Annotated in this window: 24 protein-coding genes and 1 tRNA gene; 10 read left to right on the top strand and 15 right to left on the bottom strand. The window is 70.5% G+C overall.

All coding sequences use genetic code 11. The features are described from left to right. Positions 1-5 precede the first annotated feature (5 nt). From G5S38_RS03530 to G5S38_RS03520, 3 genes are read right to left on the bottom strand one after another with little or no spacing between them, the layout of a single operon-like run. Positions 6-674 carry a flavin reductase family protein gene (locus tag G5S38_RS03530; protein ID WP_165064365.1) on the bottom strand — a complete coding sequence of 223 codons (669 nt, stop codon included), beginning with the start codon at positions 672-674 and terminating at the stop codon, positions 6-8. Positions 675-703: 29 nt separating this feature from the next. Next, positions 704-3,226 (bottom strand): DEAD/DEAH box helicase, encoded by a 2,523-nt coding sequence (locus G5S38_RS03525; protein ID WP_407943823.1) that lies wholly within the window; start codon positions 3,224-3,226, stop codon positions 704-706. A gap of 28 nt (positions 3,227-3,254) precedes the next feature. After that, positions 3,255-4,268: a nucleoside hydrolase gene (locus G5S38_RS03520; RefSeq protein ID WP_165064359.1), complete on the bottom strand. Its 1,014-nt coding sequence runs from the start codon at positions 4,266-4,268 to the stop codon at positions 3,255-3,257. On the opposite strand from G5S38_RS03520, the gene G5S38_RS03515 reads away from it, so the two are divergent. After that, positions 4,254-5,849 (top strand): SDR family NAD(P)-dependent oxidoreductase, encoded by a 1,596-nt coding sequence (locus G5S38_RS03515; RefSeq protein ID WP_165064356.1) that lies wholly within the window; start codon positions 4,254-4,256, stop codon positions 5,847-5,849. The genes G5S38_RS03520 and G5S38_RS03515 overlap by 15 nt on opposite strands. Positions 5,850-5,874: 25 nt before the next feature. On the opposite strand, the gene G5S38_RS03510 is transcribed toward G5S38_RS03515, so the two are convergent. Continuing rightward, entirely contained in the window at positions 5,875-6,258 is a 384-nt protein-coding gene (locus G5S38_RS03510; protein ID WP_165064353.1) for a hypothetical protein, read from the bottom strand. A gap of 213 nt (positions 6,259-6,471) precedes the next feature. On the opposite strand from G5S38_RS03510, the gene G5S38_RS03505 reads away from it, so the two are divergent. The 5 genes from G5S38_RS03505 to G5S38_RS03485 all read left to right on the top strand — a co-directional run bounded on the left by G5S38_RS03505 (position 6,472) and on the right by G5S38_RS03485 (position 9,861). Further along, positions 6,472-6,795 (top strand): DUF7882 family protein, encoded by a 324-nt coding sequence (locus G5S38_RS03505; RefSeq protein WP_165064350.1) that lies wholly within the window; start codon positions 6,472-6,474, stop codon positions 6,793-6,795. A 15-nt stretch (positions 6,796-6,810) separates the two neighbouring features. Next, positions 6,811-7,140 (top strand): hypothetical protein, encoded by a 330-nt coding sequence (locus G5S38_RS03500; protein ID WP_165064347.1) that lies wholly within the window; start codon positions 6,811-6,813, stop codon positions 7,138-7,140. Positions 7,141-7,312: 172 nt separating this feature from the next. Continuing rightward, entirely contained in the window at positions 7,313-7,573 is a 261-nt protein-coding gene (locus G5S38_RS03495; RefSeq protein ID WP_165064344.1) for a hypothetical protein, read from the top strand. A 79-nt stretch (positions 7,574-7,652) separates the two neighbouring features. Then, positions 7,653-8,675, top strand: a complete 1,023-nt coding sequence (locus G5S38_RS03490) for an NTP transferase domain-containing protein (RefSeq protein ID WP_165064341.1) — start codon at positions 7,653-7,655, stop codon at positions 8,673-8,675. Then, the gene (locus G5S38_RS03485) at positions 8,665-9,861 is read left to right on the top strand and encodes a molybdopterin molybdotransferase MoeA (RefSeq protein ID WP_165064338.1); all 1,197 of its coding nucleotides are present in this window, start codon (positions 8,665-8,667) and stop codon (positions 9,859-9,861) included. Before G5S38_RS03490 ends, G5S38_RS03485 begins: the two co-directional genes overlap by 11 nt. A 15-nt stretch (positions 9,862-9,876) precedes the next feature. Here G5S38_RS03485 and fdhD read toward each other — a convergent pair whose 3' ends face one another. Next, the gene (gene fdhD / locus G5S38_RS03480; protein ID WP_165064335.1) at positions 9,877-10,803 is read right to left on the bottom strand and encodes a formate dehydrogenase accessory sulfurtransferase FdhD; all 927 of its coding nucleotides are present in this window, start codon (positions 10,801-10,803) and stop codon (positions 9,877-9,879) included. 181 nt (positions 10,804-10,984) lie between these two features. Between fdhD and fdhA the strand changes: the two genes are divergently transcribed. From fdhA to G5S38_RS03465, 3 genes are all read left to right on the top strand, one after another. Beyond that, positions 10,985-12,196 (top strand): formaldehyde dehydrogenase, glutathione-independent, encoded by a 1,212-nt coding sequence (gene fdhA, locus G5S38_RS03475; protein WP_165064332.1) that lies wholly within the window; start codon positions 10,985-10,987, stop codon positions 12,194-12,196. Between the two features lie 537 nt (positions 12,197-12,733). Next, positions 12,734-13,966 carry a right-handed parallel beta-helix repeat-containing protein gene (locus G5S38_RS03470; RefSeq protein ID WP_165064329.1) on the top strand — a complete coding sequence of 411 codons (1,233 nt, stop codon included), beginning with the start codon at positions 12,734-12,736 and terminating at the stop codon, positions 13,964-13,966. A 165-nt stretch (positions 13,967-14,131) separates the two neighbouring features. Next, positions 14,132-14,299: a hypothetical protein gene (locus G5S38_RS03465; protein ID WP_165064326.1), complete on the top strand. Its 168-nt coding sequence runs from the start codon at positions 14,132-14,134 to the stop codon at positions 14,297-14,299. 84 nt (positions 14,300-14,383) lie between these two features. Here the strand turns inward: G5S38_RS03465 and G5S38_RS03460 are convergent. Beyond that, positions 14,384-14,457 (bottom strand) — tRNA-Ala (locus G5S38_RS03460). A gap of 91 nt (positions 14,458-14,548) precedes the next feature. Between G5S38_RS03460 and G5S38_RS03455 the strand changes: the two genes are divergently transcribed. Next, entirely contained in the window at positions 14,549-15,121 is a 573-nt protein-coding gene (locus G5S38_RS03455) for an antibiotic biosynthesis monooxygenase (protein ID WP_165064323.1), read from the top strand. Between the two features lie 42 nt (positions 15,122-15,163). On the opposite strand, the gene G5S38_RS03450 is transcribed toward G5S38_RS03455, so the two are convergent. From G5S38_RS03450 to obgE, 9 genes are all read right to left on the bottom strand, one after another. Continuing rightward, positions 15,164-16,054: a hypothetical protein gene (locus G5S38_RS03450; RefSeq protein ID WP_165064320.1), complete on the bottom strand. Its 891-nt coding sequence runs from the start codon at positions 16,052-16,054 to the stop codon at positions 15,164-15,166. 125 nt (positions 16,055-16,179) lie between these two features. After that, positions 16,180-16,623 (bottom strand): ribosome silencing factor, encoded by a 444-nt coding sequence (gene rsfS / locus G5S38_RS03445; protein ID WP_165064317.1) that lies wholly within the window; start codon positions 16,621-16,623, stop codon positions 16,180-16,182. Between the two features lie 124 nt (positions 16,624-16,747). Then, complete coding sequence (locus G5S38_RS03440) at positions 16,748-18,286, bottom strand: hypothetical protein (RefSeq protein WP_165064313.1); 1,539 nt, start codon at positions 18,284-18,286, stop codon at positions 16,748-16,750. After that, the gene (locus G5S38_RS03435) at positions 18,283-18,495 is read right to left on the bottom strand and encodes a hypothetical protein (protein ID WP_165064310.1); all 213 of its coding nucleotides are present in this window, start codon (positions 18,493-18,495) and stop codon (positions 18,283-18,285) included. Before G5S38_RS03435 ends, G5S38_RS03440 begins: the two co-directional genes overlap by 4 nt. Beyond that, complete coding sequence (gene nadD / locus G5S38_RS03430; protein ID WP_201276565.1) at positions 18,492-19,097, bottom strand: nicotinate-nucleotide adenylyltransferase; 606 nt, start codon at positions 19,095-19,097, stop codon at positions 18,492-18,494. Before nadD ends, G5S38_RS03435 begins: the two co-directional genes overlap by 4 nt. Positions 19,098-19,106: 9 nt before the next feature. Further along, entirely contained in the window at positions 19,107-19,301 is a 195-nt protein-coding gene (locus G5S38_RS03425) for a hypothetical protein (RefSeq protein ID WP_165064307.1), read from the bottom strand. Between the two features lie 92 nt (positions 19,302-19,393). Next, positions 19,394-20,662, bottom strand: coding sequence for a glutamate-5-semialdehyde dehydrogenase (locus G5S38_RS03420; protein WP_165064304.1), 1,269 nt, complete (start codon positions 20,660-20,662; stop codon positions 19,394-19,396). 49 nt (positions 20,663-20,711) lie between these two features. Further along, positions 20,712-21,533, bottom strand: coding sequence for a glutamate 5-kinase (proB, locus tag G5S38_RS03415; RefSeq protein ID WP_165064301.1), 822 nt, complete (start codon positions 21,531-21,533; stop codon positions 20,712-20,714). After that, a complete protein-coding gene (gene obgE / locus G5S38_RS03410; protein ID WP_165064298.1) occupies positions 21,530-23,119 on the bottom strand; it encodes a GTPase ObgE in 1,590 nt (529 codons plus the stop codon). Before obgE ends, proB begins: the two co-directional genes overlap by 4 nt. Positions 23,120-23,163: the final 44 nt, after the last annotated feature.

The following is a 23,163-nucleotide window of genomic DNA, read 5'->3' as shown; positions in this document are numbered from 1 at the left end:
GCCGTTCAGCCGAGCTTGGAGGCCTCGCTGAGGGCGTGCCACGTGCGGTTGTGGTACACCAGCGGGCGGGAATTACCGGCGTCGGCCTCCGGGCTCCCGCGCTCCGGCGAGCGCGCCTCGAGCGCCTCCACCGCGAGCACGGTCGAGCCGCCGGCCTGCATGCGGTCGACGACCTTGCCGCGAATCCATACCGGGGCGGCCGTGAAGTAGGGCTCCCCCGTCGGCAGCCGGGCCCAGATCGAGGTGTCGGCGAACCGGTCGACGCCGCTGGTGGCGCCGAGCACGGCGATGTCGAGCTGGCGTTCGGTGAGCAGGTGCACCACGACGGTCTGTGCGCGCATCAGCGTGGGAGTGCTGCCGGATGTCTTCGACAGCGAGAACACCAGCAGTGGCGGGTCGGCACTCACCGAGAACACGCTCGTCGCGGTCAGCGCGACGGGGCCGTCGCCCGCGTCGGCCGTGATCACGGCGACGCCGGCCGGGTGGTTGCGGAACGCGGCCTTGAACTCCTCCGGTGACAGCACGGCTGTTCCGTCGTCGACGACGTGGAATGCGCCGGTGGTGGTGTCGGGCAGCACGGTGTCGGGTAGCACGGTGTCGGGCGGCGCGGTTGGCGGCGCGGCGTCGGGCTGCGGGGTGTGTTGCGCGGTGGATGTGGCGTCGTCTCGGGTCATGGAACGCTCCTCTCGGGGCGACGACGCGGTCACCGGAGCATCCCGACCGACGTCACCCTCACTACTGCAACGCCCGCGGCGTCGGATTCTTCCAGATCGACCGTCGCGCTGATCGACCAGTCGTGGTCGCCCTCGGGGTCGGCGAGGATCTGCCGCACCGTCCACGCCCGCGGTTGCTCGTCGATGACGAGCATGGCCGCGCTTCGGGCGTCGGCGTCGGTCGCGATCGAATCGTGCTCGTCCCAGTAGGGGTCGAGGGCGTCCGCCCAGGCATCCGCGTCGAACCCGGCGGCCGCATCGAGCTCGCCCAGCTCGTCCCACTTCTCGAGCGCGGCGAGCTGCACCCTGCGGAACATCTCGTTGCGCACCAGCACTCGGAACGCCCGCACGTTGCCGGAGACCCCGCGCGGCTGCGGTGGCACGACGGCCGCGGTGCCGACGACGGCGTCGGTGGGGTTGGTGAGCTCTTCCCACTCGTCGAGCAGGCTCGAGTCGACCTGGCGCACGAGCTCGCCGAGCCACTCGATGATGTCGGTGAGCTCTTCGGTCTTCGCCTCGTCGGGGATGGTCTGCCTGGCGGCGCGGTAGGCGTCGGAGAGGTAGCGCAGCACGAGCCCCTCCGAGCGGGAGAGCTTGTAGAAGTTGACGTAGTCGACGAAGGTCATCGCGCGCTCGTAGAGGTCGCGCACCACCGACTTGGGGCTCAGCTCGAAGTCGCCGATCCACGGCTGGCTCGCGCTGTAGGTGTCGAATGCCTCGCCGAGCAGCTCCTCGAGCGGCTTGGGGTGGGTCACCGACTCGAGCAGCTCCATGCGCTGGTCGTATTCGATGCCCTCGGCCTTCATCGCGGCGACCGCCTCGCCGCGCGCGATGAACTGCTGCTGCGACAGCACGGGGCGCGGGTCGTCGAGGGTGGCCTCGAGCACCGACAGCATGTCGAGGGCATACCCGGTGCTCGCGGGATCGCCGGCCTCTGGCGGGTCGAGCAGCTCGAACACGGCGAGCGCGAACGGCGACAGCGGTTGGTTCAGGGCGAAGTTCGGCTGCAGGTCGACGGTCAGCCTGATGACGGCCTCTCCCCCGATGCCGCCGCCCTGCTGGCTGACGATCTCTGCGGTGCGCAACGTGCGGTAGATCGCGAGCGCCTGCCTGGCGAGGGCCAGCTGCTTCTTGTACGGCTCGTGATTGTCGAAGATCAGATCGCGGGCGATCTGGAACGAGTCGCCACCGCGCCCGATGATGTTGAGCAGCATCGAGTGGGTGATCTGCATGCTCGAGGTGAGGGTCTCGGGCTCGGCGCCGATCAACCGCTGGAAGCTCGGTTCCCCCCACGACACGAACCCGTCTGGTGCGCGCTTGCGCACCACCCGCTTGAGCTTCTTCGCGTCGTCGCCGGCCTTCGCCACCAGCCGGGCATTCTCGACCTCGTGTTCCGGGGCCTGGCAGGCGACGGTTCCCGCGGTGTCGAAGCCGGCGCGACCGGCGCGTCCGGCGACCTGGTGGAATTCGCGGGCCGTGAGCTGCCGCATCCGGGTTCCATCGAACTTCGTGAGGGCCGTGAGCAGCACGGTGCGGATCGGCACGTTGATGCCGACGCCGAGCGTGTCGGTGCCGCAAATGACGCGCAGCAGGCCCTGCTGGGCGAGCTGCTCGACGAGGCGGCGGTACTTGGGCAGCATGCCGGCGTGGTGCACGCCGATGCCGGAGCGCACCAGCCGCGACAGGGTGCGCCCGAACGCGGTGGTGAACCGGAAGCCACCGATCACCTCGGCGATGTGGTCGCGCTGCGCGCGGGTGGCGACGTTGATGCTGGTGAGCGCCTGCGCCCGCTCCATCGCGGCGAGCTGGGAGAAGTGCACGATGTAGATGGGCGCCTGCGCGGTGGAGAGCAGGTCTTCGACCGTCTCCTGCACGGGGCTGGTCTCGTAGAAGTAGTGCAGCGGCACCGGGCGGTCGACGCCGGTGATGACCGCGGTCTCGCGGCTGGTGCGGCGGCTGAGGTCGGTGGCGAGCCATTCGACGTCGCCGAGGGTCGCCGACATGAGCACGAACTGCACCCTGGGCAGGGTGAGCAGCGGAACCTGCCACGCCCAGCCGCGCTCCGGGTCGGCGTAGAAGTGGAACTCGTCCATGACGACCTGGTCGACGTCGGAGTCGGCGCCGTGCCGCAGCGCGACGTTCGCGAGGATCTCGGCCGTGCAGCAGATGATGGGGGCGTCGGCGTTCACCGACGAGTCGCCGGTGACCATGCCGACGTTGGCTGCGCCGAACACCTCGACGAGGGCGAAGAACTTCTCCGAGACGAGGGCCTTGATCGGCGCCGTGTAGTAGCTGCGCTTGCCCTCGGCGAGCGCGGCGAAGTGCGCCCCCATCGCGACGAGCGACTTGCCGGTTCCGGTCGGGGTGCTGAGGATGACGTTGGCGCCCGACACGATCTCGATCAGCGCGTCGGCCTGGGCGGGGTAGAGGGGCAGCCCGCGGCCCTCCGCCCATTCCTCGAACCCCGTGTACGCGGCATCCGGGTCCCACTGGTCGGGAATGCGGTCGAGCAGCCGATCGGGGTGCGGTGCGGTGCCAGGTTCAGCCACGGGTGCGCTCCCCCGCGTGCGCCGCACGGTCGTCGATCTCCGGTGCCACAAGTGCCCACACCCCGAGCACGTAATCCCAGAAGGCGTCGACATCGACGGTGGTGACCACGGTCGCGTTGGGGTCGGCAGCGTCGGGGTCGGCAGCGTTGAAATCGACCACGGTCATGCCAGAGGTGTACTCCCCCTCTGTCTCGACGCGCACGAGCGCAGGACGCGAGACGAACAGGTCGGGGCGGGCGACGTAGGCGACCGCGCACACGTCGTGCACGGCCTGCCCCGGCCAGTCGGCGTCGTTTGGGTCGGTCCAGAAGGTCGACAGCGGCACGGCGAATTCGGTGCCGAGGGAGCCCAGCGCGCGCATCCGATCGACGATCGTCGGCGTGGCGATGGCCTGCAGCGTGGCGTCGAGGCCGATCATCACGACGTTCCAGTTGGCGGCGAACACTTCGGCAGCGGCCTCCGGGTCGGCGTAGATGTTGAACTCCGCGGCGGGGGTCGCGTTGCCGCGAGTGTACGAGCCGCCCATGATCACGAACGACGCCGCCCATTCGACGATGCGCGGCTCCCGCCGCAGCGCGAGGGCGATGTTCGTGAGCGGCCCAGTCGCCACGAGGTGCACGTCGCCTGGGCTGTCGCGGAGGGTATCGACGATGGTGTCGACGGCATGGGCGGTGGATGCCGCGGCGCCCGCCACCGGCAGGCGCACGTCACCGAGGCCCTCCTCCCCGTGCACATGCGCCGCGGACCTGGCCGGCCGCGCGAGCGGCGCCGGCGCACCGGCCGCGACCGGGACCCGCTCGAACCCGAGGTACTGCCGCAGCTGCAACGCGTTGCGTGTCGTGTTCTCGAGAGACACGTTGCCGCCCACCGTGGTGACGGCGACGAGCTGCAGTGCCGGGTCGGCGTGGGCGAGCAGCAGGGCGAGCGCGTCGTCGAGTCCGGGGTCGCAGTCGAGCAGCAGGCGCAGGGGTGGCTGGTGCTGGGTCGACGAATGCAGTGGGGGCATGGGTCAACCGTGCCACACCGCGCACAGCGGTTAAACTCCGGTGTGCCACTCGACAACGACCACCCCGCTTCGCCAACCGACTCCGACCGCCCCGGTGCGGCCAGGGAGGCCATCGACCCCACCGACCTCGCCACGGCGCTGCGGGTGATGGCCGAGGTCGACGGCTTCGGCGAGGATCACCCCGACGTCATCGCGCTGCGCAGGGCGACCGCGCGCATGTTCAAGTCGGTCAAGAAGACCCGCCGGCTGGAGAAGCGCGCCGTGATCGCCGACGCCGACCGTGCCGTCGTCGCCGCGACCGCGACCGGCGCCCCCGACCGGGTCGACGACGAGACCCGCGGCGTCACCCTGGCGATCAGCGGGGCGGCCACCGGTGCCGGGGAGTTCCACAAGGCGCGCCCCTGCTATATCTGCAAGCAGCGCTACACGGTGGTCGACTCGTTCTACCACCAGCTCTGCCCGGACTGCGCCGCGATGAGCCACGGCAAGCGCGACGCGCACGCCGACCTCACCGGACGCCGCGCGCTGCTCACCGGCGGCCGGGCCAAGATCGGCATGCATATCGCGCTGCGGCTGCTGCGCGACGGTGCCCACCTCACCATCACCACGCGCTTTCCCCGCGACGCCGTGCGCCGCTTCACGGGCCTGCCCGACTCGGCCGACTGGCTGCACCGCCTGCGCATCGTCGGCATCGACCTGCGCGACCCCGCGCAGGTGATCGGCCTCACCGACGCGATGGTCGCGGCCGGGCCGCTCGACATCCTCATCAACAACGCCGCGCAGACCGTGCGCCGCTCCGCCGGGTCGTACGCCCCGCTGACCGCGGCCGAGTCGCAGCCGTCGCCCGACGGCCCGCTGCCCGAGGTGCTGTCGTTCGGGCACACCAGCGACGCGCACCCGCAGGCGCTGGCCGCGTCGGTCACCGCGCACCCGGCGCTGCTCGCGACCGCCGGACTGACCGCGAACGCACTGGCCACCGACGGGCTGAACGGCGACCGGTTGTCGGCGCTCGCGATGGCCGCGGGATCGTCGTCGCTCGACCGCCTCGCCGACGGCACCGCCATCGACGCCGGCGGGCTGGTGCCCGACCACCACGACAGCAACAGCTGGACCCAGGTCGTCGACGACGTCGATCCGCTCGAGATGCTCGAGGTGCAGCTGGCGAACGTCACCGCGCCGTTTCTGCTCGTCAGCCGGTTGCGGGGGGCCATGCGTGCCTCAGGCGCCAGGCGCACCTACGTCGTCAATGTCTCGGCGATGGAGGGGCAGTTCGGGCGCGGGTACAAGGGACCGGGGCATCCACACACCAACATGGCGAAGGCCGCGCTCAACATGCTCACCCGCACGAGCGCGAAGGAGATGTTCGAATCGGACGGCATCCTGATGACGAGCGTCGACACCGGCTGGATCACCGACGAACGCCCGCACCCGACCAAGATCCGCCTCGCGCAGGAGGGCTTCCACGCCCCGCTCGACCTGGTCGACGGCGCGGCGCGCGTGTACGACCCGATCGTGATGGGCGAGCGGGGCGAGGACATCTACGGGGTGTTCCTGAAGGACTACAAGCCCGCAGCCTGGTAGCCGGGCTCGCCGCCTGGGAACCGGCTCAGGCGAGGCCGGGCACGAACAGCGCGGCGAGCAGGAACACGAAGATGGCGACGAAGATCGCCGGCGCCACGATGCTCACGAGCACGGTCCATGGCGCCGCTGCTACGACCGACCGGCCGAGGCTGGTGGTGGCCCCGAGCGCTGCGAGGTCGGCGGCGACGGCACGTCCCTCGCGAGCCGCGGCGATCTCGGATGCCGCCCCGAGCAGTCCCGATGCGAGCAGGATGCCGGCGGCGGCGAGCCGCACGACGAGTTCGGCGTCGGCGAGCCCGAACTGCAGCAGGGCGATCGTCGAGGTGAGGAGGAAGATCGGGCCGAGTTGTGCCGCGATGATGTGGCGCCGCGCGGTGGTCCAGTGCTCGATCAGGTCTTTCTCGTTCATGCCGTGTCCAATGCTCGTATTCGGGTGCCCCCCGATTATCGCCCCCGCGACCGTGGCGGTGCGGTGCCCCACGCCGATTCCCGGCCGTCGTGACGGGGGTGCCACGGCACGGCGCGTGCGTTTTGGCCCCGTAGAATTGTCAGGTATTGTGCAATCCGGCCGTCGCTGCTACACCTGCGTCGTCCGCTCACCCCCAGCCTTGAAGGAGTCATCATGGGAAAGCTCCTGTATGGCGCATCCGGAGTCGAGATCGGCTTCGACGATCGTGTTCTCGCGCACCTCCAGGTCGTCATCGGCGCCAAGCTGCGCCGCGGCGAATCGTTCTACTTCTCCTGGAAGGACGACCCCAACATCGGCGACGGCCGCAGCACGGTGTGGCTGAGCGACGCCATCCCGCTGTACTTCAAGTACAGCGGAGGAAAGATGCCAAGCCTGAACCGCGAATGGGTCGAAGCGCTGATGACCTCGGCGAACAGCAACCAGGGCCTCCAGCTCAGCGACGAACTGCGCCCGACGGGAGAATCGACCGGCGGCTGACGCCCGGCACTGATCATGAAGCGAATCTTCTACGCCAGCGGTTCGGTGGTCACCGGTGACCGCACCGCAGTCGCCGTGCTCGCCTACGCACGCGCCCTGGCCATGCGCGAGTCATCGGACTCCATCGACATCCCCGTGGTCACCCCGGCCGGCACGGAGGGCCGCGCCCAGCTCGTGATCGGGCCGGCCAGCCAGCTCATGGTGGTGACCGAGGTCATGGACCGCGAGGAACTCGACGACGACGACGCGATCGCCGCCATCGAGAAGCACGTCGAGGGGCTCCTGGCACCCGAGTCGCGCCCGCTCGACCCCGGCCAGTTCGACGAGAACCTCGACACCGACTAACACCGGGGCTCGCCCAGAGCGTCGTGGCTCGTTCCCTGCGCTCCCGGGGTGATCGTGGCGGCCGTTTCAAGCTGATAGCCGCTCATGCACCATCTGGCAACCCCGTGCGTTCACAGGTTGCTTCTCCGTAGCATCGACATGTCGACGACGACACCGAAGCTAAGGGGCCACCATGACGAACAGTTCCTGTGCGAACCGTGCGATGGCGGACATCAGCTTCGACCGGCTCTCCCCCACCGAGTGGCGCATCTCCGACCGGCGCTTTCCGGCCGGCAGCAGCGAATGCGTGCTCGGCTTCGTCGCCCGTGACACCGACGGGTTCGTCCTCACCCGCATCTCCCGGCCGTGGGAATCGGTGTCGTTCGCATCGCTCGACCACGTGGCGAGGGCGCTCGCGCTCGACGGCCGGTTCAGCGCACCACTGGTCGGCTGAGGCGCCCACGCCCGGCTGCCTCAACCTCACCCACTGTCTCCCTGACCGGTCGCCTCCGCGGGGCCGGTTACTCTGGAATGTGATCATCCATGCCATCGTGCTCGCCGGCGGACGGTCGTCCCGCCTCGGCACCACCGCGAAGGCGCTCCTCGAATTCGAGGGCTCGACGCTGCTCGATCGCACGCTCGATGCCGTCGCTGATGCCGACCGCGTCGTGGTCGTCGGCCCGGTGACCACCCCGCGGGCACCCGTGACCCGCGAGGAACCCGCGTTCGGCGGCCCCGCTGCCGGGATCGCCGCGGGCCTCGCGCTGCTCGCCGCCGCGGCATCCACCCCCCACACCCCGCAGGACACCGTCGAGCCGAGCCATACCGCCGAGCCGAGCGACGTCACCCTCGTGCTCGCCTGCGACATGCCACGCGTGCAGGATGCCGCCTCCGCCCTCATGGCGGCCGCGCGCTCCGGCACGGTCGGCACCGGCCTCGTCGGGCGCGACGTCGCGGGTCGGCTGCAGCCCCTCGCCGCGGTCTACCCGACCGCGGCCCTGACCGCCGCCGCCGACCGGCACCGCGCCGCCGGCACCCTCGACGGGCTGTCGGTGTTCGGCCTGGTCGGGCAGCTCTCCCCCGCACCCATCGACCTGCCCGCCGGATCGACCGACGACGTCGACACCTGGCACGACGCCGCCGCGTTCGGGATCGACGCCCCGCCGGCCGCCACACCCGCAGCACCCACGGCACCCACGCCGCCCGACACCGACACCGACACCAGCACCGCCACCCACACCGACGACACGGAGCACACCATGGCCGACACCCGCGACAAGAACACCATCCTGACCGACTGGACCGCCGAGCTGACCGCCGCCTACGACATGTCCGACGTGCCGGTCGACATCAACGCCGTGCTCGACCTCGCCGGCGAGGCCGCGCACTCCGTCATCCGTCCGGCGGCGCCGCTGACGACCTTCGTCGCCGGCTATGCGGCCGGGTTCGCCGCCGCGGGTGCCGCAGACCCCCAGCAGGCGATGGATGCCGCCATCGACGTGGCCCTCGGACTGTGCAGGGCAGCACCGCAGGCGACGGGCACCGATGAAGCGTGACGCCGTCGCCTGGGACGCCGCACACCGGTCGGCCTGGGACGTCGCGTCACCCCTCCCGCCGGCGGAGGTAGCCCTCGCCGACGCCGCCGGCCGCACCCTCGCCGCCGACCTCGCCTCCCTCACCGACATCCCGCACTACGCGTCGTCGGCCATGGACGGCTGGGCCGTCTCGGGCGACGCCCCGTGGAGCCTGCGTGACGGCGGCGCCACGATCACCCGCGCGGTGGGCAGCGCACCACCGCTGTCGGACGGCGCCGCGGCGGCGATCGTCACCGGCGGCCTCGTGCCGCCCGGCACCACGGGAATCCTGCGCACCGAGCACGGCCACCTCACCGACGGCGGCGTGCTGACCGAGCGCACCGACACCGGGCGGGAGCCGCTCGGGCCCGGCGCCGACATCCGCCCCAGCGGTTCGGAGTACCGCGCGGGCGACGTGGTCATCCCGGCCGGCACCACGCTCAACCCCGTGCACCTCGCGGTCGCGGCATCCACCGGCGTCGACGCCATCGCGGTGCGCGGCCGCGCACGCGTCGGCCTGCTGCTCACCGGCGACGAGGTCGTCGAGAGCGGCATCCCCGCCCCCGGAATCGTGCGCGACAGCTTCGGGGTCATGCTCCCCGCCGTGCTCGCCGCGCTGCGCGCCGACGTGACCGCGACCCGCCGCATCGGCGACGACCTCGACCTGTCGATCGCGACCGTGCGCGAGCTGCTGCGCGGCACCGACCTGGTGATCACCACCGGCGGCACCGGCGACTCCCCGGCCGACCACCTGCGCGACACCCTGGTCGCGCTCGGCGCGACCATCGTGGTCGACGGCATCGCAATGCGGCCGGGGTCACCCTCGATCCTGGCGCGTCTCGACAGCGGCCAGTTCGTCGTCGGCCTGCCCGGAAATCCGCTCGCGGCGATGATGGGCGTGCTCACCCTGGTGCGCCCGCTCCTCGCCGCGATGCACGGCGACGCGGAGCCGACCTGCGGCAGCGTCGTGCTCGCCACCGACATCAGCCCCGCGGGAGACAGCACTCGGCTGCTCCCCTACCACCTGGTCGACGGCCGGGCCGTGCCGACCGCGTGGCGCGGATCCGGGATGCTGCGCGGACTCGCCGACGCGGCGGGAGTGCTGGTCTGCGCGCCGCCGGGTGCGCGCGCCGGCGACCCCGTGCCGGTCATGCCCGTGCCGTGGTGACGGCACGGGCGCGCATCACACGCTGACCGGGGTACCCGTCGGCTGGCGTTCGGGCTCGGTGGCCGCTTCCGCCTGCGGTAGCGGCGCGATGGCGGCGTCGGGCTGCGGTATCGGCGCGACGATGCGCTCCGCCCCGGCGTAGATCACCATCGACTGCCCACGCAGGAACCCGACGAGCGTCATGCCGAACTCGGTGGCGAGCTCTGCCGCGAGGGAGGACGGTGCGGAGACGGCGGCGAGCATCGGGATGCCGGCCATGAGCGCCTTCTGCGTGAGCTCGAAGCTCGCGCGGCCCGAGACCATCAGCACGGTGTTCCGCAGAGGCAGCAGGTTCTCCTTGACCGCCCAGCCGACGACCTTGTCGACGGCGTTGTGGCGCCCGACGTCTTCCCTCATCACGAGCAGGCGGCCGGTGGTGGCATCGAACAGGGCAGCCGCATGCAGCCCTCCGGTGCGATCGAAGACCGCCTGCTCGGCGCGCAGCAGGTCGGGGAAGGTGACGAGCACTGCGGGGTCGATCGTCATGCGGTCGTCGCCGACGCTCCACTGCGACTGGGTGCGCACCGCGTCGATGCTGGCCTTGCCGCACAGCCCGCAGGAGCTGGTCATGTAGAAGTTGCGCTCGAGGCTCGGGTCGGGGGCTGCGACACCGGCGGCGAGCGTCACGTCGAGGATGTTGTAGGTGTTGACCCCCTCGTCGGTGGCGCCGGCGCAGTAGCGGGCCATCGCGAAGTCGTCGCCGCTCGAGATGACGCCCTCTGACACGAGGAAGCCCGCCGCGAGGTCGACGTCGTGGCCGGGCGTGCGCATGGTGATGACGAGGGACGACCCGTTGACGCGGATCTCGAGGGGCTCTTCCGCGGCGAGGTAGTCCTCGCGCGTGATCGGGGATTCCCCCACGGTGAGCCGGGTCACGCGACGGCGTGCGATGTGTCTCTTCATGCTTCAGGCCTAACAGTTGACGGACCACGCCACAAGCGAGCGATAAACCTATTCTCTTTCATGTTTCTGCTTGTCATTCCCAGGGCGGGTCACTTGAATGGGCATACCAACCGGGCACCGCACTGCGGTCGCACGAGCGGTCGCACCGACCGGTCCGCAGTAGTACCGAGGAAGGCTATACATGTCAGGGAACAAAGCAGTTGCCTACAAGTCCCCCGGGGTCGTCGAGGTCATCGACATCGACTACCCCACGTTCGAACTGAAGGATGGGCCGGGGGTGAACCCGGCCAATATCGGGCGCAAGCTACCGCACGGCGCGATCATCAAGACCGTCGCCACGAACATCTGCGGATCCGACCAGCACATGGTGCGCGGTCGCACCACCGCACCCGCGAACCTCGTGCTCGGCCACGAGATCACCGGTGAGGTCGTCGAGGTCGGGCCCGGCGTCGAATTCATCAAGGTCGGCGACATCGTCTCCGTGCCGTTCAACATCGCCTGTGGCCGGTGTCGCAACTGCAAGGAACGCAAGACCGGCATCTGCCTCAACGTCAATCCCGCCCGCCCCGGAGCCGCCTACGGCTACGTCGACATGGGCGGCTGGGTGGGCGGCCAGGCCGAGTACGTGCTCGTGCCGTACGCGGACTTCAACGCGCTGAAGTTCCCGGACCGCGACCAGGCACTCGAGAAGATCATGGACCTGACGATGCTGTCGGACATCTTCCCGACCGGGTTCCACGGTGCGGTCACCGCGGGCGTCGGGCCCGGCTCCACGGTGTACATCGCCGGCGCCGGTCCGGTCGGGCTCGCCGCGGCGACCGGCGCGCAGCTCCTCGGCGCGGCAGCCGTGATCGTCGGCGACCTCAACGCCGACCGCCTCGCGCAGGCCCGCAGCTTCGGCTGCGAGACGATCGACCTCACGGCGGGTGACCTCGCCGACCAGATCGAGCAGATCCTCGGCGTTCCGGAGGTCGACTGCGGCGTCGACGCCGTGGGCTTCGAGGCGCGCGGGCACGGCAAGGATGCGGGCGAGGCACCGGCCACGGTGCTCAACTCGCTGATGGACGTGACGACGGCCGGAGGCGCCCTCGGCATTCCCGGGCTCTACGTGACCGGCGACCCGGGCGGCGTCGACGAGGCCGCCCAGAAGGGCTCGCTGTCGCTGAGCCTCGGCACCGGCTGGGCGAAGTCGCTGTCGTTCAATACCGGGCAGTGCCCCGTGATGAAGTACAACCGCCAGCTGATGATGGCGATCCTGCACGACAAGGTATCGATCGGCAAGAACGTCAACGCTAAGGCGATCTCGCTCGACGACGCCCCGCGCGGCTATGCGGAGTTCGACGCGGGAGCGGCGACGAAGTACGTGCTGAACCCGAACGGCTACCTCGACTAGCAGTCACCCGACTCTGCGCCGCACGGTGTGACCGTGCGGCGCAGAGTCATGTTCGGGCCGGATGAGGGGTGCGCTCGGGGTACAGAACCCTCAACCAGTGGTTGATGCCGATTTGGTCGGGTGTGGAGAGTCGGCGATCCCGCGGCGAGACGTGGCGCCGCCGCATCCAGCGCCGGTCAAAAACGCAGGTCACGAGGCGTGACGACACGACCGGGCATGAGGTTGGGGGCAATGGCCCCCATTGGGGGCACACCCGGCGGAGTGGTCCATGATGGACGACGGATTTCTCCTCGGTTTGACGAACGTCTGCAGCGGGTATCACAATCATCCGCAACGTGGCCATCGGGGGCCGCTCCGCTCGTTCTCTCGGGGGATCGAACGGTTCACACGGAATCGGTCAACGTCATCTTTCCTACATTCGTCACTGAAGCACGCCTGTCCACATCGTCTCGCCGTCGGGGAACCGCGCGACGGGGAACCGCGCGACGGGGAACCGCGCGATCGATCGCCCTGGGGGCGGCCGTCGCCCTCACCGCGGTGCTCGTCGTTCCGCCGCCGGGGGGCGCGTTCGCCGCAGCTGCGCCGGCCGCGGTATCCGTCAGCATCGGCCAGCCGACCGTCGTGGTGCCGACCGGGGGCAGCGCATCGGTCGCCATCGCCGGGGTGCCGGCGGGCGCCGCATCCATCACCCTGCGCTTCGAAGCGCGCGGCGCGTGGCGCGACACCGCCGTGACCGCGACGCTCGGGTCGGGGGACAGGACGGGCGTGCTGACCGCGCGACTGAACCAGCGTCCGACGGCGACGATGACCCTCCCGGTGCCCGGCGGGTATGCCGGTCGCCTGACGATGTCGAGCGAGCGGGCCAGCGTCGAGATGCGCACGACCGTCGTCGGCTACTCGATGCCCGCACCGGCACCGGCACCGGCACCGGCTGCGGCGCCCGCGCAGGTCAGGCCAGCGGCACCAGCGACGCCCGCCACGCCCGCGCGCCCCGCCGGGCAGCCGAATGCGGCGACCACCGGCGTTCCGGCCGGCACGCCCCTCACCGTGCACAACGGCACGCTCACCGTGACGACTCCGGGAGCGGTCATCTCGGCGCTCGACATCCGCGGCGACGTGATCGTCAAGGCGGCGAACGTGACCATCCGCAACTCGATCGTGCGCGGCACGCCGTCGACGGGCGTGATGGCGCTGGTCAACAACCTCGGCGGGCACGCGAACCTGCGCGTCGTCGACACCGAGATCGCGCCGTCCGATCCCTCCCCCGCCATGCAGGGCGTCTACGGCTACAACTTCACCCTCACCAGGGTGAACCTGCACCACGTCGTCGACAGCGTGCACCTCACCGGGGGCAACGTCGTGATCGAGGATTCGTGGCTGCACGACAACCTGCACTTCGCGAGCGACCCGTTCCAGGGCGGAAGCGCGAGCCACGACGACTCGATCCAGATCCAGACCGGGTCGAACGTGCGCATCACGGGCAACGCGATCAGCGGTGCCAGGAATGCCGCCGTGATGATCACGCAGGATCGCGGCCCCGTGTCGAACGTCACGATCGCGGGCAATTGGATCGGCGGCGGCGCGTGCTCGATCAACATGGTCCAGAAATCACACGGACCGCTGCGGGGCATCTCGGTGACGGGCAACACGTTCGCCCGCGACACCAGGATCGGCGGCTGCGCGGTCGTCTCGCCGAGCACGACGCCCATCGCCATGTCCGGCAACGTCTGGGTGGGCGACGGCGCACCGGTCGCGGCATCCCGCGGCTGACGCGGGGTGCGCGGTGCACGTGCCATGCGCCGCACGGCGCGCTTTCGGTAACGCGAACGCGTCTTTTCGGCGCGTCCCTTGCCCCTGTCGGGCGCCGGGTGCATCATTCGAGTTATGGACAGCATTGGGTGGGGGCCCCGACGAGTGATCGGGTGGTTTTTCGGATTGGCTGCGACGACGGGGATCGTCGCACTGATGTTCGTGGCGGTGACCCTGTTCCTTCAGGGCAGCGCCGTCGGCACCGTTACCGAGATGGAAGCGTTCGCGATGATCGGGGGCGGCACGGCATTCGTCGTCGGGTCGATCACCGCCATGACGCTGCTGCATCGGTGACAACGCACTAGCTGAAGCAACAGAAAAGGCCGCCCCGTGGGGCGGCCTTTTCGCTGGTGTAGCTGGTGATGCTCGTTACTCGGGTGGATCCAAGGGGATTCGAACCCCTGACCCCCTGCATGCCATGCAGGTGCGCTACCGGGCTGCGCCATGGACCCATATCGCCCTCCTGGATAGAAGCTCCAAGAAGGCAACTAGACCAAGTTACTACACTTCTGGACTCTCTCGCGACGCGGGCAGACTGGTGCCATGACTTCTGATCCGATCACCATCTCGATCACGCGAACCGTCTCGCCCGACCGGGTCAAGGAGGTGTCGGCGTGGGCGCGCGCCGGGCAGGACCTACTCAGCGCCTCCCCCGGCTACCTCGGTTCCGGATGGGTGCGGCCCGATCCGCTGTCGCCGGAGTGGCACATGCTGTTCCGCTTCGCCGACGCGGCCAGCCTCGAGACGTGGGAGAAGTCACCCGAGCGGGCCTGGTGGATCGCGAGCGCGATGGGGCTCGTGGAGGATTCGCGCACGGAGAAACGCACCGGCATCGAGGGGTGGTTCGACGAACCGCGCTCGGTGGAGGTCATTCCGACCGCGGCATCCGCTCCCCCGCGCTGGAAGCAGATGATCAGCATCTTCATCGTGTTCTACCCGCTGAGCCTCGGCGCGAACTGGCTGCTGTCGCCTCTCATCGGCGACTGGCCGCTGCCGCTGCGGGTGCTGCTCACCGTCGTTCTGGTCACCCCGGTCATGACCTACCTCGCGATGCCGTTCGTGACGCGGGCGCTGCGACCGTGGCTGATGCGACGCCCTACCCGCGCTACGCGGTAACCGGCGACGCGGTAACCGGTTACAGAGCCGCCAGCTCGCCGATCACCCGGTGGCGCGCACCAGCGCCGCCCGCAGCGACCGCATGCTGCGGATGGCAGACCGCAGCTCCTGCAGGTGATGGCCGGCGGTGAATCGCTGGGTGAGGGCGCCGAGGTCGGAGGCGGCGGCGCTGACACCCGCGGCGTCGACCGCGATGTCGTGCTCGACTCCCAGGGTCTCGATGGCACCGGCGAGCTGGTGCGGAACGTACACCGGGGTCGTCACGAGCAGCGTCGACAGCTCGTCGGCCGCCCTGGTGCGCCCGGCCCAGAACCGGTAGGTGTCGACGGTGTTCGCGCGGCGGTTGTCGGGGTCGGTGGATGCCGCGGCGACGACGCTCAGCCGCACGCCGTTCTGCTCCCACCGGTATTCGCGCCACGCCGCGGCCGGAGCGACGTCGCCCGAACCGTCTTCTGCCGGAGGCTCGCGCAGGTCGAACGCCTGCTGCATGCCCCACACCATCGCATCGACCTCGTTGTCGGCGGCGCGGCCCCCGGCGGTCACCCCGAGTGCGGCTGCCAGGGCGTGCTCGTCACCGCCGAACGGCCGAAACGCCCCGAGGAAGACGACGTGACGCGCGGCCAGGCCGCCATCGAGCAGCTGCCGCACGAACCGGGGCTTCACGATGCCCGCGCGCACCATGCCACCGGTCATCAGCACGGTGTCGTAGCGCGCCCCTGGCGGTGTCTCGAGGCCGGCGAGTCCGAGCAGCGGCGCGAGGTCGCCCACCGCGGAGCGTTGCCGCGCGGTGAGGTCGGCTCGCATGGACTCGTTGCGTTCCCGGCCGCGACGGAAGTCCCAGTGCTCGGCAGAGACGTCGTCGAGGTAGCGCAGGAGGTCGTCGCCGTGACGCTCGCCGATGCATCCACCGAATTCGATCACCAGCTCGCGCATGGCCGCACCCCCGGCCCAGGCGTCGACAGACGCGACCGCGACGGGGACGTCGTCCGGTCGACGTCGCCAGCGCGGCAGTGGTGCCTCAGCCGGAATGCTGGCGCCCACCGACGTGCCGACGGGTACTACCCAGCAGACGGGGACGCGTCGGGGTTCGCGCCAGTAGCGCGGTCGGTGTCGGTGTCGGTGTCGCGGTCGGCGCCGCGGTCTGCCGGGAGGTCGATCGGAATGACCGGGCAGTCCTTCCACAGGCGCTCGAGCGAGTAGAACATGCGGTCTTCCTCGTGGAAGACGTGCACGATGAGGTCGCCGAAGTCGAGCAGGATCCAGCGGCCCTCTGCGCGGCCCTCGCGGCGCAGCGGCTTGGAGCCGGCACCGATCAGGCGGTCCTCGATCTCGCTGGCGATCGCGACGACGTTGCGTTCGTTGCGGCCGGTCGCGAGGAGGAACACGTCGGTGAGGGGCAGCGGGCCGGAGACGTCGAGCGCGACGAGGTCTTCTGCGCCCTTCGAGTCGGCGGCCACGGCGGCGCGCTGGAGGAGGTCGGTGGCGTGATCGGAAGCAGTCATAGGGTCCTGACGGGTAAGAGCGACGGGGTGGAATGCGTGGGGGCCGGGTCGGGTCGCCCCGACCGGGCTGCCTGCCGGCTGGCTGGCCGCGGGCGTGATGGGAAGTGCACTGGCGAGCGGCGCACTAGAGGATGTCGAGGGCGACGCCGACGACGACACCGATGGTGATGAGTACCGCAGCGATGGCCGCGAGGCCGATGACGAGCGGGAGGCGCGAGGCGGGCCGCATCGGCGACTCGATGACCGAGCCGGACGACGAGGCGCTGCTGACCGCGTTGACGGCGCGCACCGGGGCGGCGTCGGAGACCACGTCGTCGCGGTCGTTCGCGTCGATGAGCGCGTCGACGTCGGGGTGGTCGAACAGCACGGGGTGCGCACCGGTGGAGCCGAAGGTGCGCGGCAGGTCGATCGACCCGGTGAGCAGCACTTCGCCGGTGCTGGTGAGCGGCGCGATGACGGCGTCGCCCTGCTCGGCCGGCACGGTGGGCAGCACGAGGGCGTTGGTGGTGATCGCCCCCGTGGTGACGGGGAGCTCGGTAGCCGCGTCGGCCGACTCTGGCGCGGTCAGCGGATCCTGGGCCGGCCACTCGCCGAACGGGGCGATCGCGTCGAGGGGTGCGGGCTCGATGTGGTCGGCCTGCTCCTCGTCGGACAGGAAGCCGTCGTCGGTGGCGGTGTCGGTCGTGGAGACATCGGTGGATGCCGCGGCCGCAGTGTCATCTGCTGCAACGTCGTCGCGCCCGTCGGTTGCGGTGCCGCTGGCCGAGTCTGCGGCTGCCACGTCCACGGCGTTGGCCGGTGCCGTGTCGGTGGACGCCTCGCCTGCGGGTGCCTCGTCTGCAGGTGCCTTGTTCGCCGGTGCCTCGTCTGCCGGCGTCTCGTCTGCCGCGCCGGGGGCAGCGGCGGCAGGCGCCGCGGCGGCCGCAGCTGCGGCAGCACCGCGACGGCGGGGAAAGAACAGCGCCTGGAACGGCGACGGACGACCTGGGCGCGTCTCGTCGACGACCTCGGCCTCGATCACGTCGTCATGCGCCGCGTCGGGGCCGGTCCCTACGGCGACCACCTCGACCTCCACAGCAGAGTCGGTCCGAGCGTCTGCACCATCGGTAGCGGGGTCGGCGTCGACCACCTCGGCGTCGACGACACCCCCGGACGCGGCATATTCCGCTTCGGCGGCCTGCTCTGCTGCGGCGGCGCGCTCGGCGCGGGCGATCTGGTCGGCCTGCGCTGCCTGGTCGGCCTCGGCGGGCGGGATGACGCTGAAGATGCCGGTGGCGAGCGACTGCACGACGGGCGCGGGGCGCCCCTCGGCCTCGGCCTGCGCGCGGAGGGCGCGCAGCTGGCGCCGGGTGAGGGTCTGCGGTGCCGCTGCACCGTCGGCTGCGGATGCTGGTGCGTCGGCGGCGGGCGTCGATGCGTCGGCCTGTGACGAGGACTCCTCCCACGCGATCTCCTGCGCGCCGGCGGGCAGCGGGGAGAAGGTGGCCCGGCGGGATCCCGAACCGGTGGCGTCGCGTTCGATCGCGGCAGAGCTGTCGGGGGCGGTGACGACGGCCATCGATACCGTGTGCGACGGCACCACGGTGGGGGGCGGGAGCACGGCGGGGGTCTCGTTCGCCCGGTCTGCCGCCGACTCCTCGGTCTCGCCGCTGCCTGAGATCATGGGTTTTCGCTTTCGTCGCCGAGTGACGGGTTCCAGCGCACGCGGCGGCCACCCGAGCCACGGCGGGGCTCGGCCTCTTCGCGACGCTGGCGCGCTTCGTCGGTGATGCCATCGGCCGCCGGCGCATTGTCGCGCGCGAGGTCGCGCACCTGACGCCGACTGAGCGGCGCCTCATGCTGCCGCGGAGTCTGTTCATCACTCAAGGTCATTTGCTGCTCCGGTAGAGATGGTGTTTGGAGATGTACTGAACGACACCGTCTGGTACCAAATACCACACCGGGAATCCCCGGTTCACCCGGCCACGGCAGTCGGTAGACGAGATTGCCAGCGCGGGAACTTCGAGCAAGCTTACGTCGTGCTGCGGTAATCCCGAAACGCTGAGCTTGTGGCCGGGGCGGGAGACGGCCACGAAGTGGGCGAGGGAGAAGAGTTCCGCGGCATCCTTCCAGTCGATGATCTGCGCGACGGCGTCGGCACCCGAGATGAAGAACAGTTCGGCGTCGGGTCGCTGGGCGCGCAGGTCGCGCAGGGTGTCGATCGTGTAGGTCGGACCCTCACGGTCGATGTCGACCCGGCTGACGGTGAACATGGGATTGGATGCCGTGGCGATGACGGTCATCAGGTAGCGATGCTCACCCGGCGTCACGTCGGTCTTCTGGTATGGCTGACCGGTGGGGACGAAGATGACCTCGTCGAGGCCGAACGACTGGGCAACCTCACTCGCGGCCACGAGGTGGCCGTGGTGGATGGGATCGAAGGTTCCACCCATCACCCCGATGCGGGGAGCGGCAGGGCTCTGCCCTGTCACCATGACGCCGGCCTAGTGGTGGTCGCCGCCGTGGCCCGCAGAACCCTGGGTCTTGTGGCTGTGGCGGTTCGCGACGTCGCGAAAGCTCCAGGTAACGAACGCGAGGGCGGTGAAGACGATCGCGGAGATGGCCGGGTACAGGAACACCGACAGCTCGGACGCCCCCTCTTCGGGAATGGCGGCGGCGACTACTGCGAGCAATGACATGGGATTCTCCGTTCGGGGCCGCAAGGGCTCACGTTCTAGCGTACCGGTGCCGACGCCCGGCCTCGGGCACCCTGCCGGGTGCCCGCCGTGTGTCAGCCGCGAACCTGACCGGAGCCGCGCACGACCCACTTGGTGCTGGTCAGTTCGCTGAGCCCCATCGGGCCGCGCGCGTGCATCTTCTGGGTCGAGATGCCGACCTCTGCGCCGAACCCGAACTGCGCGCCATCCGTGAACCGCGTCGAGGCGTTGACCATGACGACGGCCGAGTCGACCTCGGCGAGGAAGCGCTCGGCATTGCGCACGTTCTCGGTCACGATCGATTCGGTGTGGTGGGTGGAGTAGCGGTCGATGTGTCGCAGTGCGGCATCGAGGTCGTCGACCACGGCGACCGAGATGTCAAGCGAGTTGTACTCGGTCGCCCAGTCCTCTTCTGTGGCGGGGACGGCGTCGGCGAAGATGCCGAGCGTGCGCTGGTCGGCGTGCACGGTGACGCCTGCGGCGCGCAGCTCGCCCAGCACGGTGGGGAGCAGGCGCTCGGCGGCTGCCTCGTGCACGAGCAGGGTCTCGAGGGCGTTGCACACGCTGGGGCGCTGCACCTTGGAGTTCTGCACGATGTCGGTGGCCCACCGCAGGTCGGCGCTCTCGTCGAGGAACACGTGCACGACGCCGGCCCCGGTCTCGATCACGGGCACGGTCGACTCGCGCACCACGGTGTCGATGAGGTTCGCGCTGCCGCGGGGAATGAGCACGTCGATGAAGCCACGGGCCCGCATGAGCTCGCGGGCACCGTCGCGACCGAACTCGTCGATGGTCTGCACCGCGGTGCCGGGGATGCCCACCGAGTCGAGGGCGCCCTGGACGAGGGAGACCAGCACGCGGTTGGTCTGCTGCGCAGCGCTTCCGCCGCGGAGCACCGCGGCGTTGCCGCTCTTGAGGGCGAGGGCGGCAATGTCGACGGTCACGTTGGGGCGGGCCTCGTAGATGACGCCGACCACTCCGAATGGCACGCGCACCTCGGTGACGGTGAGGCCGTTGGGGAGGCGGCTGCCCCGGATGGATTCGCCCACCGGATCGGTGAGGGAGGCGACGTGGGTGACCGCGGCGGCGAGCCCGGCGATGCGGTCGGCGTCGAGGCGGAGGCGGTCCCGCATGCCCTCCGGGAGGCCCGTCTCGCGGGCGCGCTCGAGGTCGAGGGCGTTCGCCGCGACGATGCGGTCCGTGCCGTCGGTCACGGCGCGGGCGATCGCGTGCAGGGCGGCGTCCTTGCTCGCGGTGGTGGCGGTGGCGAGGGAGCGCGCCGCGGTGCGGGCGTCGAGGAGCATGTCGGCCAGTGACAGCGTGGTCGAGTGAGCGTCAGGCATCCCGCAAGTCTAGGACCGGCGGGATGGGCCGGCGCGGTGGCCGGCCGGGTCAGCGGCGAGCGGCCTCGAACCAGGTGCCGAGCTGGGCGCCGTCGAGCGCCGCGGCGACCTGCGAGGTGGCGGCGAGCAGCACCGGTGTGCCGTGCGCGGCGGCGTAGGTGGCGGCGGCGACCTTGGTTGCGGCTCCCCCGGTTCCGACGCCGGCCGCGCCGGGTGAGCCGAAGGTGAGGGCCGAGAGGTCTTCGCCGAAGGCGACGCTGTCGATGCGCTTCGCGCCCTGCTCGGCCGGTGGCTTCGTGTAGAGCGCGTCGACGTCGGAGAGCAGCAGCAGCAGGTCGGCCCCGATGAGCTCCGCGACGAGCGACGCGAGGCGGTCGTTGTCGCCGAAGCGGATCTCGTGGGTGGCGACGGTGTCGTTCTCGTTGACGATGGGCAGGATGCGCAGCCCCAGCAGGCGCTCCATCGCGCGCTGGGCGTTGCTGCGGTGCACGGCGTTCTCGATGTCGCCCGCGGTGAGCAGCACCTGGCCGGCGACGATCTCATAGCGGTCGAGGCTGTCCTGGTAACGGTAGATGAGCACGTTCTGCCCGACCGCCGCTGCCGCCTGCTGGGTGGCGAGATCGGTGGGACGCTCGTCGAGCTTGAGGTACGGGATGCCGGTGGCGATCGCCCCCGAGGAGACGAGCACCACGTCTGAGCCCCGCCCGTGCGCGGTCGCCAGCGCGTCGACGAGCGGCGCGATCTGGCCGGCGTTCGGCCCACTGATCGAGGATGACCCGACCTTCACGACGATGCGACGCGCCCTCGGAATGAGCGCTCTCGACGCGATGGGGCCGTCGACGAGGTCGGGCCGGGTGGAGGTACCGGTCATTCGCGGCCGGACTCCCCCGTGCTGTCGCTGTCGCTGTCGCCGTCAGCGCCCACCGGCGCGGTTGCGGGGCGTTCGACGGCGAAGCCGTCGTCGTCGGTCCACATGCCGGACTTGCGCTCCCGGAGGAGCTCTTCTCGCGCGGCGGTCTTGGCGTCCATGCGCTCGAGGTACGTCTCGCGGCGACGGCCGTGGGTCGGACGGGCGTTGTCGATCAGCCTCGGGTCGGTGCCGCGAGGCGCGGTCGCGAGCTCCGCGGTCGAAGTGAGGGTGGGCTCCCAGTCGAAGATGACGCCGTCGCCCTTGCCGATGACGACCGTGGAGCCGGCCGAGGCGCCCGACTTGAACAGTTCGTTCTCGACGCCGAGCTTGGCGAGGCGGTCGGCGAGGTAGCCGATGGCCTCTTCGTTGGTGAAGTCGGTCTGGTGAACCCAGCGTTCGGGCTTCGCGCCGACGACGCGGTAGATGTTGCCGCCGGAGCCGCCCTCGACCTTGACGGTGAAGCCGCCGTCGTTGACGGCGGTGGGGCGCAGCACGATGCGGGGCTTGTCTGCGTCGGATGCCTTGGCTGCGCGACCCGCGGCGACGATGTCCCCGAGGGCGTACGACAGGCTACGGAGGCCCTCGTGGCTCACCGTCGAGATCTCGAACACGCGGTAGCCGCGCGCCTCGAGCTCGGGGCGCACGAGGTCGGCGAGGTCCTTGCCCTCCGGGACGTCGACCTTGTTGAGGGCGATGAACTGGGGGCGGTCGAGCAGCGGGAGCTGGCCTTCCGGCACCGGGTATGCGGCGAGTTCGCCAAGGATGACGTCGAGGTCGCTGATCGGGTCGCGACCGGGGTCGAGCGTCGCGCAGTCGAGTACGTGCAGCAGTGCTGTGCAGCGTTCGACGTGGCGCAGGAATTCGAGGCCGAGTCCCTTGCCTTCGCTGGCGCCCTCGATGAGGCCGGGCACGTCGGCGACGGTGTAGCGGTTGTCCCCGGCCTGGACGACGCCGAGGTTGGGGTGCAGGGTGGTGAACGGGTAGTCGGCGATCTTGGGCTTGGCGGCCGAGATCGCGGCGACGAGCGACGACTTGCCGGCCGACGGGTAGCCGACGAGGGCGACGTCGGCGACGACTTTGAGCTCGAGGACGGCGTCGCCCTCCCAGCCCGGCGTTCCGAGCAGGGCGAAGCCGGGAGCCTTGCGCTTGGTGGAGGCGAGCGCGGCGTTGCCGAGACCGCCCTGGCCGCCGGGGGCGATGACGAATCGCATGCCAGGCTCGACCATGTCGATGAGTTCGTTGCCATCGGTGTCCTTGACGACGGTGCCGACGGGCACGATGAGCGTCATCTCCTCGCCCTGGAAGCCGCTGCGGTGGTCCCCCATGCCGGGGCCGCCGTTCTGCGACGAGCGGTGCGGCGAGTGGTGGTAGCCGAGCAGGGTGGTGGTCTGGGTGTCGCTGACGAGAACGATGTCGGCGCCGTCGCCGCCATTGCCGCCGTCGGGGCCCGCGAGGGGCTTGAACTTCTCCCGTTTGACCGAGACGCAGCCGTTGCCGCCGTTCCCTGCCCTGAGGTGCAGCGTGACCTGGTCCACGAAGGTAGCCATCATGCTCCCTTCGTGCCGCGGTCGCGGCGGTTGATGCGGGGCCG

Source organism: Marisediminicola senii, from assembly GCF_011057645.1.
Lineage (GTDB): Bacteria > Actinomycetota > Actinomycetes > Actinomycetales > Microbacteriaceae > Marisediminicola > Marisediminicola senii.
The sequence above is the reverse complement of the archived record's forward strand: the minus strand, read 5'-3'. Positions and strand labels throughout refer to the sequence as shown.